At 58.9% G+C, this 12,876-nt stretch carries 10 protein-coding genes and 4 tRNA genes; 9 read left to right on the top strand and 5 right to left on the bottom strand.

The features are described 5' to 3' along the window. Positions 1–138 precede the first annotated feature (138 nt). Entirely contained in the window at positions 139–1,866 is a 1,728-nt protein-coding gene (locus BT199_RS23520) for a M91 family zinc metallopeptidase (RefSeq protein ID WP_072435551.1), read from the top strand. 141 nt (positions 1,867–2,007) lie between these two features. On the opposite strand, the gene BT199_RS23515 is transcribed toward BT199_RS23520, so the two are convergent. Next, entirely contained in the window at positions 2,008–2,964 is a 957-nt protein-coding gene (locus tag BT199_RS23515; protein ID WP_072435550.1) for a bile acid:sodium symporter family protein, read from the bottom strand. Between the two features lie 166 nt (positions 2,965–3,130). After that, entirely contained in the window at positions 3,131–4,051 is a 921-nt protein-coding gene (rdgC, locus tag BT199_RS23510) for a recombination-associated protein RdgC (RefSeq protein ID WP_020301078.1), read from the bottom strand. A gap of 159 nt (positions 4,052–4,210) precedes the next feature. On the opposite strand from rdgC, the gene BT199_RS23505 reads away from it, so the two are divergent. The 4 genes from BT199_RS23505 (at position 4,211) to BT199_RS23490 (ending at position 4,729) form a co-directional block, all read left to right on the top strand. After that, positions 4,211–4,286: transfer RNA gene (locus tag BT199_RS23505), tRNA-Val, on the top strand. An 18-nt stretch (positions 4,287–4,304) separates the two neighbouring features. Beyond that, a tRNA-Asp gene (locus BT199_RS23500) sits at positions 4,305–4,381 on the top strand. A gap of 177 nt (positions 4,382–4,558) precedes the next feature. Further along, a tRNA-Val gene (locus BT199_RS23495) sits at positions 4,559–4,634 on the top strand. Positions 4,635–4,652: 18 nt separating this feature from the next. Then, positions 4,653–4,729, top strand: a tRNA-Asp gene (locus BT199_RS23490). Between the two features lie 89 nt (positions 4,730–4,818). Here the strand turns inward: BT199_RS23490 and BT199_RS23485 are convergent. Continuing rightward, complete coding sequence (locus tag BT199_RS23485; RefSeq protein ID WP_014717791.1) at positions 4,819–5,952, bottom strand: catalase family protein; 1,134 nt, start codon at positions 5,950–5,952, stop codon at positions 4,819–4,821. Between the two features lie 29 nt (positions 5,953–5,981). Beyond that, positions 5,982–7,790, bottom strand: a complete 1,809-nt coding sequence (locus tag BT199_RS23480) for a di-heme-cytochrome C peroxidase (RefSeq protein WP_072435549.1) — start codon at positions 7,788–7,790, stop codon at positions 5,982–5,984. Positions 7,791–8,037: 247 nt separating this feature from the next. Between BT199_RS23480 and BT199_RS23475 the strand changes: the two genes are divergently transcribed. The 4 genes from BT199_RS23475 to BT199_RS23455 all read left to right on the top strand — a co-directional run bounded on the left by BT199_RS23475 (position 8,038) and on the right by BT199_RS23455 (position 11,046). Further along, the gene (locus tag BT199_RS23475; RefSeq protein ID WP_003190133.1) at positions 8,038–8,778 is read left to right on the top strand and encodes a BamJ family beta-barrel-assembly machinery protein; all 741 of its coding nucleotides are present in this window, start codon (positions 8,038–8,040) and stop codon (positions 8,776–8,778) included. A 1,009-nt stretch (positions 8,779–9,787) separates the two neighbouring features. Next, positions 9,788–10,243 (top strand): YkvA family protein, encoded by a 456-nt coding sequence (locus BT199_RS23465; RefSeq protein ID WP_020301075.1) that lies wholly within the window; start codon positions 9,788–9,790, stop codon positions 10,241–10,243. 96 nt (positions 10,244–10,339) lie between these two features. Further along, a complete protein-coding gene (locus BT199_RS23460) occupies positions 10,340–10,678 on the top strand; it encodes a helix-turn-helix domain-containing protein (protein ID WP_014717794.1) in 339 nt (112 codons plus the stop codon). Then, positions 10,675–11,046, top strand: coding sequence for a hypothetical protein (locus BT199_RS23455; RefSeq protein WP_005786715.1), 372 nt, complete (start codon positions 10,675–10,677; stop codon positions 11,044–11,046). Before BT199_RS23460 ends, BT199_RS23455 begins: the two co-directional genes overlap by 4 nt. Here BT199_RS23455 and BT199_RS23450 read toward each other — a convergent pair. After that, positions 11,043–12,812, bottom strand: coding sequence for a bifunctional diguanylate cyclase/phosphodiesterase (locus BT199_RS23450; RefSeq protein ID WP_014717796.1), 1,770 nt, complete (start codon positions 12,810–12,812; stop codon positions 11,043–11,045). The two genes, BT199_RS23455 and BT199_RS23450, sit on opposite strands and share 4 nt — an antisense overlap. Positions 12,813–12,876 lie beyond the last annotated feature (64 nt).

Raw genomic sequence — 12,876 nt, 5'->3', positions numbered from 1 at the left:
GGAGAAATCGTCGGTGTGCAGGTTGAGTTCTATGTTTTAGCGCAGGAGTCAGGAAGTTTTCGCCCAATGGCAAGGAACGGCCTCCACCCGTAACACCACATAAGGTTCGTAAGCCCGAGTGTTAATTGGAGGTACACAATGGAAACTTCTTCTGTTGCAGCATCACCCGGTTCACGATCTTACGAAAATGAAAATAACAACGAAAGTCATCGCCAGGCGGCTGATCCTGCCAGGCAGGAAGCACGCGCTGCTCCAAACACGGCGAATGTGCAGCTGATGTTTAACAACACAAATGATGCTCCCCCGGTAGAGTTCAATTCTTCCCGGGCGGGACCGATTACCTATAGTGAAAACACCAGCGGCGATAATGAGTCTCAGCGGCAGGCGAGGCAAGCTGCTGCGCCGCAGGGCGAACCGTACTACCGGTCTGGTCCTAGTCGAGAGGAAGTCAAGGCTGCTGCCCGTGGTCAGCAAGGACAAATAAATTTTGCCGGGCAAGAGCCTGTTCGCATCAGTACTAACCGTTATAAAGATGACAATGTCACCATTGAGCGCGGCTCCGCCAATGACGCTGATGACCCTTCAAAGCAAAGTGAGCATGTTCTGTTATCTACCGGTGATGGCGACGACAGAGTCCATGTTGAAAGAGGCAGAGATGGAGGGCTTGTTGCACACGTTAATGGACAGTCGTACCACCTGCCTTTCCAAAATAACTCTGCTGATCAACAGCGTCTTTACATTGATACCGGGGAAGGGCGCGATGGCGTCAGTCTCGACTATGGAGGGCGTGAGCAAACCTTTGTCAATCTCGGCGCGGGTAACGATATCTTTTATGGCGGGGCAGGCCGGACGAATGTATTTGGTGGAGACGGTTCTGACATCATCAACCTGGGCAGCGGTGATAGCTATGCAGAGGGAAATGATGGCAATGACTTCATCACCGGCGGTACTGGCAATACGGTGATATATGGTGGCAAGGGGAGTGATGAGCTGCGTGCGGGCGGTGGTCCGGATGCAAAAATCAGCTACTTGGACGGAGGACAGGGTAACGATTTAATTTATGGCGGCAGAGGGCGCAATATATTGCATGGCGGGGGCGGTGACGACATCATTTATGGTGGTGACCGCAATGTTATATACACGGGACGAGGGCAGGACACCGTCACGACTTATAACCCATCCGATATCGTATATGGGCAACGCGGGGTGGATAATTTTAATGGTGTGCGTTCACCTGCAAGCGTTCGTCATTTAGGCGCTTCGAGTAACGGTAGCAGCATCAAGATCAAGGGGAGCGAAGACTTCATCCAAAACATGGAAGACAACCTGGAGTTTCTGCGCAGCTCACCCACAGGGCAGGGGATGCTGGCAGAAATCGATTCCCTTGCCGCGCCGATAACCCTTCGAGAGGGATTGGATGGAAGCTCATACCATCACCGCGATCCAGATAGCCCTCCCTCGCCTCAAGACGCCAATCGTCTCGAAAATGACCCCGCGTACGGCTTTATATCAAACGGTGTCCGAGGGGCGCCTGCGACTAATCCCGTGCTGATTCATGAGCGAAGTTTCATCACTCCCGGACACGGGCGCCCCCCTGCCGTGATTCTCTACCATGAGCTTAGTCATGCGGTCAACGGCGGTCAGGGTACCTTTCTACCAGGCTATACGTTTGTAGGCCATCCTGATCCGAATTTTGCCTGGGAGAGAAACCTGGAACGCCAGGCCGTTGGACTTCCTACCAGTCATCAGCCTTTTCAGTTCCTCGGTCGTAACTTTTCGGCCTCCACCTACAACCCGTGGCCGTATAACGAAAACGCTCTGCTGGCGGAGTTGAATTTGCCTCTACGTCAAAGATACTTCGACTAAGGCATTAATACATCGCTCAGCGGTGTTGAAGCATAGGTGCAAGCAAGGCCCTGCACTTGCTTGCGCCACGTTCGTTATAGGTAGGGCAATCGCTTGGTGCGTCGCGAGGTCATCCCCGCGAAGTTCTCTGGAGAGCTGAAATTACGCGGCGTCTGATGCGCGGCGGTCTTCCTTCTCGCTCATGCGACGGAAGTAGGTAGAAAGCAATGCGCCGGAAATATTGTGCCAGACGCTGAACAACGCGCTGGGTACTGCCGCCAGCGGCGAAAAGTGTGCACTGGCCAGCGCGGCACCCAGCCCGGAGTTCTGCATACCGACTTCCAGCGCCAACGACTTGCGTTGCGCCAAGGGCAACTTGAACAGGCGCCCGGTGAAGTAGCCCAGCAGGTAACCGAAGCTGTTATGCAGCATCACCACGGCCATGATCAGCAGGCCCGACTCGGCAATCTTGCCTTGGCTTGCGGCAACCACGGCCGCGACGATGATCACAATGCTGACCACCGACACCAGTGGCAGCACGTCCACCGCATGCCTTACCCGATCACCGAGCAAGCGCTGCGCGACCACGCCCAATACGATGGGTAGCAGCACCACTTGCAGGATCGACCAGAACAGCTCCATGAACGACACCGGTAGCCAGGCCGAGGCCAGCAGCCAGATCAATGCCGGTGTGAGCAGCGGAGCGAGGAGGGTGGTGACCGCGGCAATCGCCACCGATAACGCCAGGTCACCCCGGGCCAGCCAGGTCATCACGTTGGACGACGTGCCACTTGGGCAACAGCCGACCAGGATCACGCCAACGGCAATTTCCGCCGGCAAATGGAACGCCTGGCACAGCAACCATGCCACGCCCGGCATGATCACGAAATGCGCGACCACGCCCAACGCCACGCGCCAGGGGTGGCGAGCGACTTCGGCGAAGTCTTCCAGTTTCAAGGTCAACCCCATGCCGAACATCACCAGGCCCAGCAGTGGGACGATGGCGTTTTTCAGGCCGATGAACCAGCTGGGTTGGAGAAAGGCGACAACGGCAAAGATCAACACCCAGTAGGCAAAGGTGTTGCCGACGAAGCGGCTCAAGGCGGCGAGTGCGCGCATGGGGATGTCCTTTTTTATTCGATTTCTGAGTTGTCGATGCAATCAAATGTGGGAGCTGGCTTGCCTGCGATAGCGGTGTATGAGTCGGCACTACTCTGGCTGACACTCTGCTATCGCAGGCAAGCCAGCTCCCACACTGACCGTGCCCACATTGGATCGGTGTTGCTTAGATGCCCTGTGGTGTCTCTTCGCCGCCCAGTGCCTCAACCAACGCTGGCAGGAAATCGCCGAAAGTCAGCATCATCAAGGTAAAGCTGGCATCCAGTTGGCCCAGGGCTTCATCGCCGCCGTCCTGTTCCGCCTGGTCTTGCAGCAGGTCTTCGAACTTCAGACGCTTGACGGTCATCTTGTCGTCGAGCATGAAAGACAACTTGTCCTGCCACGCCAGGGACAGTTGGGTCACGACCTTGCCGGTGGTCAGGTGCAGTTGGATCTCTTCGCTGGTCAGGTCTTGGCGCTTGCAGCGCACGATGCCGCCGTCTTCGTGGGTGTCGCGCAGTTCGCATTCGTCGAGGACGAAGAAGTCATCGGCCGGTTTCTGGGTGGTGACCCAGTCGGTCATGATGGCAGTTGGTGCAGTCTTCACCGTCAGCGGACGGACGGGCAGGGTGCCGATCACCTCGCGCAAGGTCGACAGCAGGTCTTCGGCGCGCTTTGGGCTGGCCGAATTGACAAGGATCAGGCCCTGTTTCGGCGCGATCGCAGCAAAGGTCGACGAGCGACGAATAAAGGCACGCGGCAGGAAGGCCTGGATGATTTCATCCTTTATCTGGTCGCGCTCCTTCTTGTAGACCTTGCGCATCTGCTCGGCTTCGATCTCTTCGACTTTCTCTTTAAGTGCATCACGCACCACGCTGCCCGGCAGGATGCGTTCTTCCTTGCGGGCGGCGATCAGCAGGAAATCTCCACTGACGTGAACCAGGGGAGCATCTTCACCTTTACCGAAAGGTGCGACGAAACCGTAAGTGGTCAACTCCTGGCTTGCACAAGGGCGCGCCAGCTTGGTGGCCATGGCCGCTTCCAACGCCTCGGCATCAACAGGCAGATCTTGGGTCAGGCGATAGATAAGCAGGTTCTTGAACCACATGGGGTGAGTCTCTCCTCTATACAAAGGGGGGCATTATTCTCTTGATCACGCCGCAGGCCAACCCTGCCTAAGCCATTGGAAGGGCTGAAAAAAAAGATTTAAGAAAGTGCTTGCCAGACTTAGGGTCGCTCCGTAGAATGCGCGCCACACCGAAACGAAGGGTGATTAGCTCAGCTGGGAGAGCATCTGCCTTACAAGCAGAGGGTCGGCGGTTCGATCCCGTCATCACCCACCATTCGCTTCAGTGTTACGCGCAGCGGTAGTTCAGTCGGTTAGAATACCGGCCTGTCACGCCGGGGGTCGCGGGTTCGAGTCCCGTCCGCTGCGCCATATTCGGTCACCTGGAACGCTGAACGCCAGGTAGCCAAAGAAAGCCCGCTCATCGAGCGGGCTTTTTTCTGTCCGAAATATGGCAAAAAATCGTGCGCTAAACTTTTTTTAAATAAATTGCATTTAAATCAAGACATTACGATTTTTTGGTGTATGATGCGCCCACACCGAAACGAAGGGTGATTAGCTCAGCTGGGAGAGCATCTGCCTTACAAGCAGAGGGTCGGCGGTTCGATCCCGTCATCACCCACCATTCGCTTCAGTGTTACGCGCAGCGGTAGTTCAGTCGGTTAGAATACCGGCCTGTCACGCCGGGGGTCGCGGGTTCGAGTCCCGTCCGCTGCGCCATATTCGGTCACCTGGAACGCTGAACGCCAGGTAGCCATAAGAAACCCGCTCATTGAGCGGGTTTTTTTTCGCCTGCGATTTAACGCACCTTACGGCGCGTTGCGGCTGTGGCGGTAATCGCTGACGGCTTCGTACACCGCTTTGCGTAGTCGGTTGATCCCGCCGATGGGGCGGTGCGCTTCCAAACCGAACCAGGGGTTGAACGACTGGTTATCGCACGCCAGGTTCTGCGCCGGCGTGTCGAAGTCCTGGGCGGGAATCCTGACCTTGGCCACCGTTTCATACGGCGCGTCGCTTTCCTTCCACTCGATGCTGGTGTCTTCGATGGGCATGAAGGCCTGCGGGTTTTGCCGCTGGATCTGCAGCACAAAACACGCGTCTACGCGGTCGGTGGACAGTTGCTGGTTGAGCGCGCTGCGCAGGAAGTTGGGCAGGTCCTGGTTCTGTTTGGGCAGCACATAATCCGGGCAGCTTTGCGGGTCGGGCGCCACGCGAAACTTGGCGTTGGCCGCGCCAAACTTATAAGGCGACACTGAAAAGTAAGTCGTCTGCGTCGGGCTGGCCGGGGCGGGCGCCAGGGTTGCCAGGGCGATAAACAAGTGACGCACTTGCCAGCTGCGCGGGTCGAGCTTGGGAAAGAACGCCAGGACCTTCTTGCCATCCGCTTGCGCACCGATGTTCTGCGCGTATTCCGCGACATCGCTGACAAAGAAGTTCGGATGGCTGAACATCACGAAATCCTGCTCGGTGCGCGCTTGCTGGTCGGCCATCAGTTGCTTGCCCGGCACATCCAACAGCTTGATCGCCAAGCCGCGGGCATCGCGGATGCTGTCGAATTGCGGGTAGGCGTTGCCGTTGGACAGGCGCATCGTCGCCTGCCAGGTCTTGCCCGGCTCGGCGAACACACCCTGGCGCAAGGCCGGGTCGAGATCCGCCAGAACGCTGACCTCGGCTTTCACGCACCCATGGGCCTTGGCATGGGCATCGCGCAGGTAGCGAGTGCCTTCGCGATGCTGGTCAACGATGCGCACGGCGGTCTGGATGATGCCTTGGGTCATCGCCGCCTCACCCGGCGGGATCTGTTCCTTCACCGACACCGGGCCCCTGTGCTGCCAGGCGAACCAGGCCGTGGCCAACACCCAGCCCAGCAGGCCCAGGCCCAGCAGCCACAGCAGGGTTTTGCCCACAAAGGCGCCAAGGCGCAGCCAGAGACGAGCAAGCATGGAGCGGTCCTTGTTTTGCGATCGGATAATCATGGCAGTTGTTGCTCCAGCGGGCCGCCCAGCACTTTGAGGTATTCGAGCAGCGCCCAGCGTTCCTGCGGCAGCAGGCCACGGCCGATAACGCCATTGCCACGTTCGCCGGCACGGAATTCGTGGCCGCTGTTGTGGTTGCCGGTGACTCTGGTATCGAACAGGAAGGCGTTCTTGAAGGCGGTGGTCTCAAACCCCAGGTGACGCGGGTCGTAGTTGAAGGTGCCTTTATAGAAAGTGGTGCTGCGTTCGTCCTGGGGCGAGAGCAGTTGGTAGATCGTCGGCACCGAACCGTTGTGCAGGAACGGTGGGGTGGCCCATACGCCTGCCAGTGGCCGCGCCTTGTAGGCACGCAACTCGCGTACGCCGATGGGCAGGCCGAACCCGTCCAGGCCCGGGCGCTCGGCCGGGGTCACGCCCGCCGCACGGTAGGCATGCTCTTCGACGAAGGCGGTGACATAGGCCAGGCCTTGGGCCACCGACATTTTTTTCAGGTCCAGCGGCGCGGTGGGGGTGGGGTGCAGTTCGACATTGAGCCGGGCCAGTTCGGCCGGGTCCCATTGCAGCGCGCTGAGGTCATAGCGTTGGTCGGCAATGTTGTTGGCTGTGCCGGGGTCGGTGCCGATGTAGTCCACCGGCAGCATTTTCAACTGCTGCACCGGTCGGCCGTTTTCTTCGGTAACGGTGGGCAGGTGGCAGCCGGCGCAGTTCTCGGCAAAGAGTGCGCGGCCCTGGGCGGCGAGGGGTTTGTCGATGGCACCGAACAAGTCTTGCGGCCAGGTCGGCGGCTTGAGCCGTTGCAGGGTTTCTTCGATCAGGTGCAGGTCGCGCACCCGTACGCTGGATGGGTAGCGGGCATCGCCCTTGAGCGGTTGCCCGGCTGCGTCGAAGAACGCCAGAGTCGCGCCTACGCCAAGGGCTTCGCCGATGTTGCGCGCCATGGGCTGCTGTGCCGAGCCATTCCACTGCACCCAGTCGAAGGTCCAGATATCCCACAACTGCGGGTAGTCCACCGGCGCATTGGCGACGCGATAATTGTCGGGGGAAATGGCGTCGCCAAAACTGGCGTTGGCGATGCGTCCAAAGGCGTCAGTACGGCCCGGGCCTTCTTCGGTGGGGTAAAGGCCACGGTGGGTGTCATTCCAGGCGACTTTGAGGAACTGGTTCAGCGATTGCTTGAAGTCCTTGCGCAGTTGATCGCGCCGGGCATCGTACTGATCCCCCAGCACCTTGTGAGCAAAACGCTCAAACTTCCATGGGTTGTAATAGGTAGCGGCCAGGCTCGCGACCAGGGCCTGGCCGAAACTGCCACCGCGCAACGTGGGAACGCTGGAGGGCAGTACGTGTTGCGCCGAGCCACCGTCGATGCGCAGGGCCTGGCCCTTGTAGTGCAATTCGCCGGTGTGGCAGGCCGCACAGGTGATATCCAGGTACTGAGCCCTGCTGTCGGCGTTCTGGTGCCGGGCGAACCCTACCGGCAGGTTGCCAGGGTTTTGCGCGGTGGGCACCTGTTTGGGATCGACCAGGAAGCCAAAGCGCGCCAGGTACTGCGGCGCGGCAAAGCGTTGCTCGGAGAACGGCAGCTCCAGGGCGGTAAACCAGTCGTAGTGCAGGCCTTTTACTTGAGTGCCCTGGGGCGTGAAGTAGTAGGTCTGGCGGTCGGCGGCACTCCATTGCTCCTGATAGTGCACCTGTTTCACGGGCACGTAATCCGGCAGCTTGGGGTTGAGGGTGTAATAGAACACCACGGCCAGGATCAGGCCCAGTGCGATCAGTATCAGGAGTAAAACTCGGGAAAAAATGCGCAAGATAACTATCCTTGTCGAATTGTCGCGTTGTTATGCCACTGCGCCACAGGTGCGGCAAGTGACGATTAGCCTGCTATCAGGCGGTTCCGCGATCCGTCGCGGGCCCCCATGATAAATGGAAATGCTTTTAAACACGTGAACTTATCAGAAGTTTCCTGCTCACATGCCGGTAGCCATTGGTCGTGGCCGCCTGATAAGCTCGCGACTTTATTCAAATGCCCTTATGGCGCATGAACAAGGAAATAGCATGAAACAGCATCGGTTGGCGGCGGCGGTGGCCCTGGTTAGCCTGGTACTTGCGGGTTGTGATTCGCAGACCAGCGTAGAGCTGAAAACCCCGGCGCAGAAAGCTTCCTACGGCATCGGCCTGAACATGGGCAAGAGCCTTGCCCAAGAAGGCATGGACGACCTGGACTCCAAAGCTGTTGCCCAAGGCATCGAAGATGCCGTCGGCAAGAAAGAGCAGAAGCTCAAAGACGATGAGCTGGTTGAAGCGTTTGCCGCACTGCAAAAGCGTGCTGAAGAGCGCATGACCAAAATGAGCGAAGAGTCGGCAGCCGCTGGCAAGAAATTCCTCGAAGACAACGCCAAGAAAGACGGTGTTGTCACCACCGCTTCCGGCCTGCAGTACAAGATCGTGAAGAAGGCCGACGGCGCCCAGCCTAAGCCGACCGACGTGGTGACTGTTCACTACACCGGCAAGCTCACCAACGGCACTACCTTTGACAGCTCCGTAGATCGCGGTAGCCCGATCGACCTGCCGGTCAGCGGCGTGATCCCGGGTTGGGTCGAAGGCCTGCAACTGATGCACGTTGGCGAGAAGGTCGAGCTGTACATCCCGTCCGACCTGGCCTACGGCGCCCAGAGCCCGAGCCCGGCGATCCCGGCCAACTCGGTGCTGGTATTCGACCTGGAACTGCTGGCCATCAAGGATCCAGCCAAGGCAGAAGCGGCTGACGCACCTGCTGCACCAGCCGCCAAGAAGTAATCGGCGCCTGAACACACAACGCCCCGTCTCGACGGGGCGTTGTTGTTTTCGGGTCTGTATCAAAGGATGCAAAAATCTTCTGTGGGCGCTGGCTTGTCGGGTTGCCGCATCGCTGTGATGACCGCCAGACGCTCAGCACTCCAAATGTGGGAGCTGGCTTGCCTGCGATGACGGCCTGCCAGCCTACACCTACTAACTGACACACCACGATCAACCTGTGGGAGCGGGCTTGCTCGCGAAGGCGGACTGACAGTCAACACAGTTGGATTGTGTACATATCCATTGCTGCGGTAACGGCCACATAGGGTTCCGCCCTGACGGCGGCTCACTTTGCAAGAGCGGCAAAGTAAGCAAAACGCTCTTGCCCCACCACTCGGCACCTCGCTTGGGCTCGGTGTGCCCGTAATCCGCCAGTGATTTGGGGGGCCGCCGCCACGCGCCATCCATGGCGCGGGGCGGCTAAACCGGCATCCCTGCCGGTTTACCCCCCAAATCCCTGTCGAATTCCGGCCAGCGTGGTTTAACGGGGCGCCTAAGATCAAAAGCAGATCAAGATCAAGAGCGGCTCGCTTCGCATCGTGGTTAGCGTTGGCTGCTACAGCCTGTAAAGTTGTGTTGATGCCTAAGGCAATCGCAGGCAAGCCAGCTCCCACATTTGGAGCCGGGGGTGTCTGGGAGATAGGCATCGGCTGGCAGGCTGCCACGTCGTACCGGGTCGTGTAGATGTCTATGGCTATCGCACGCCAGCCAGCCCCTACGTTGAAGCCTCTGCAAATCCAAACGAACGTCCGCAACCGGACACAGTCTGATATAAGACTCGAGCACGGGTAGCCGCACATACATGCCAAGTCAATGAATTCTTGGGTTTTTTTTATGTGCGCAAAAAACGCCCGATCTGACTGTAGGCCTTGTAGTCCGTGGCTTTCAGCCGATAAAACAGGCTCTGTTCACAAGGTTATCCACAATTTGTGTGGATAACCTTTTATGTCGCCTGGAACTGGAGTGCCCTATGAAACCACCGTTCAATTTCACCCGTTTCCTGCCTATGGCCGCACGCTTGCTCGGTCGGGGGCGTTTGCCAACCTTGTTGTTTGCCGTTGCAGCCAAAGGCTCAAGCCAAGGCAATCGGCTCGGCCAGCTCAAGGACGATCTCAAATTGCTTCAGGCCCTTTGCCTGGCTTACTGGCGTGGCGAATACCGTGCTATCAGCCCCAAGGCGCTGATTTCGGTGGTAGCGGGGCTGATGTACTTTCTCAGCCCGATTGATGCCATTCCGGACTTCCTCCCTATGTTCGGCATGCTCGATGACATCGCCGTGCTGGCATGGGTCATGAAGACCCTGAGCGGCGAACTGAGCGCGTTTCGTGCCTGGCGCGATGGGCAGCGCCCGGAAAAACTTGCGGTGGTTGAGCGCCTGCCAGCGACGCCTGAGCTGCTGGCCCGGGAAAACCCGCAAAAAAACTAATGTTGCCCGGTATCCCCTGCGACCTTTGTGGCTGTTAGGATTACACTCCTAAGGAAATAACTTACTTAGTAAGTGTTTTTATCCTACGGGGCAGTCATGGATATCCAGATCATTTCACGCGATGGCGCACCCGAATACGCGGTGTTGCCATGGGACCAGTACCAGGCGCTGCTAAAAGCTGCCGGTCAATTGCAACCAACACGCGCTTCTCCTTCTGTTGCACCCACCGCTATCGAGCAGGACCTGCGTCCGCTTGCAGCCCTGCGCGGCCTGCGTGAGGCCAAGGGCCTGGCAATCGAGGCCCTGGCGCGTACCGTGGGCATCAGCCCTTCGTATCTTGGATTGATAGAAAGTGGTGAACGCCAGCCGGATGCCGCCATTCGCCGCAGCCTGGCCTGGGAATTGGGCGTTGCAGGTTGGAGGGATGAGTCTTGAGCTTACGTATTAGTCGTCAACACTGGGATGGGTTGCTCAACGAACTGGATCAGGCGCGGCGCCAGCGCCATTTGCTCACCTACCGTGCGCTGCTTGAGCGCCTGCAATTCCCGACGCCGGCCATGCAGACCCTGGCTGCGGCCCTGGAGCACCTGGCGGCACTGGATGCCAAGGCGGAGCAACCGCTGCGCAGTTCCCTGGTGATCAGCCAGGGTGCCAGCCGCCTGCCGCGCACCGGTTTTTTTGAGTGTGTTGAGCGCCTGGGGCGGTTCAGCGGGCCTTCCGATGGTGTGGCCGCCGCGTCCTGGCATGCATCCGAAGTGGTGCGGGTGTTCGAGTACGAGTACCCGGAATCCGCCGAGGCCTAAAGCGCCTGGGCGCAGGTGTCCATGCTGTCGATCACGTGGATGCTGTAGCCCGCAACATCCTTGGCATGGTGCTTGGCTTGTGAAGCCAGCTCTGCCAACTGGCTGGCATCGAGTTGTGCGCAGGCCTGAGGATACAAATGCACTACACCGATGGACAGCGACAGCAACGCAAACTCCTGGCGCGCGCCCTGGCGATTGAGGGCCACGAAACACCCAGCCTCAAGGTGTTCAGCGCGGTAGAAGCGTCGGCATTGGGTGTGGAAATCGTCCAGCAGTTGGTTGAGCCGCTTGCGCCAGTCCTGCGGGCCCAGCACCAGCAGAAAGTCATCGCCGCCAATGTGCCCGACAAAGTCACGGCTGGGGTCTACCCGGTCGTTGAGGCACTGCGCCAGGCACAGCAGCACTTCATCCCCGCGCCCGTAGCCGTAGATGTCGTTGAACGGTTTGAAACTGTCGATATCCACATAGCAGATCACCGACTCGCGCTGTTGCTGCAGCAGCCGGGTGAGGCATTGCTGGATCGGCACATTGCCAGGCAACAAGGTCAACGGGTTGGCGTAGCGGGCCTGCTGGATTTTCAGCTCCGTGATCAACTTGAGCACGTCAATGACCCGACCCAGCCCCAGGTAATCACCGTTCAGGGTGATGATGAAATCCTCTTCGATGCGTTGCCGCGCGCGGCTGGTCAATAAGCGGCTGACCTGTTGCAAGGACTGGCTCAGTTCCACCGCCAAAAAATCATCGCTCATCAAGCGACTGATGGGTTTACGTGCAAACAGATCGGTCGCGAACGGCTTGAGCAACGCGTCCGACAACGAGTGCCGGTGCACAATGCCGACCGGGCAACCACGGCCGTCTAACACCGCCAGCGAGTTGAGGTTGGCCTGGCGGCGGAACGATTCCAGCACTTGGGCGGTGGCGGTGTCTTGATCCACGGCGGGTTGCTCATTGAGCAGTGCGCTCAGGTCACTGCCTTCGTCATTGAGGGCCAGCGTGGCGTTATCCGGCTTGGGCAGCATCAGGCGCGCTTCCTGCGGCGGCTTTTCCTGAGGGCGGCAGAGCAGGTAGCCCTGGACCAGGTCGACGCCCATCTCGGTCAACACCGCCAGTTCTTCTGGCAGTTCGATGCCCTCGGCAATCACTTGGGCGCGGGATGCCCTGGCGATCTGCAGGATCGAGCCGACAAACTCGCGCTTGAGGGCATCCTGGTGAATGCCGTCGATAAAGTGCCGGTCGATCTTCACGTAGTCCGGGCGCAGTTCCGACCACAACCGCAAGCTGGAATAACCAGCGCCTAAGTCATCCAGTGCGATGGCAAAACCCATGTCGCGGTAGTGGTGCAAGGCAGTTTGCAACAGCGCGAAATCGTCGGTGGGCGCTTGCTCGGTGAGCTCGATCACCACTTGGCTGGGAGAAATACCGAAGTCGCGCAACAGTTGCAGGGTGCGCCCTGGCTGATGCGCGTGCTCCATCAAGGATTCCGGCGAGATATTGAGGAACAGCTTGCCGGGCAGTTTCTGCTCGCTGAAGCGCCGGCACGCACTCTCTCGACACGCCATGTCCAGTTCGCTCAGGCGCCCGGCATGGCTGGCCACCGAAAACAGCGCAACGGGGGAGTGCAGCGGGCTGTTGGACGGGCCACGACTGAGGGCTTCATAACCGAGGATGCGCCGCTCCGACAGGCAGATGATCGGTTGGAACAGGCTGTGCAAACTGCCTTGAGCCAGGATTGAGCCCAATGCATTCAGCTGTTCGGTCATGGTCATGGCGGTCTCGATCAAAAAAAAGGACCGCAGGCGTAAACCTGCGGTCCTTTTATTTCACGACAGA

It is taken from the genome of Pseudomonas sp. NFR02 (assembly GCF_900119375.1).
GTDB classification, from domain to species: Bacteria; Pseudomonadota; Gammaproteobacteria; order Pseudomonadales; family Pseudomonadaceae; genus Aquipseudomonas; species Aquipseudomonas paracarnis.
This window is presented reverse-complemented; position numbering and strand designations above follow the sequence as displayed.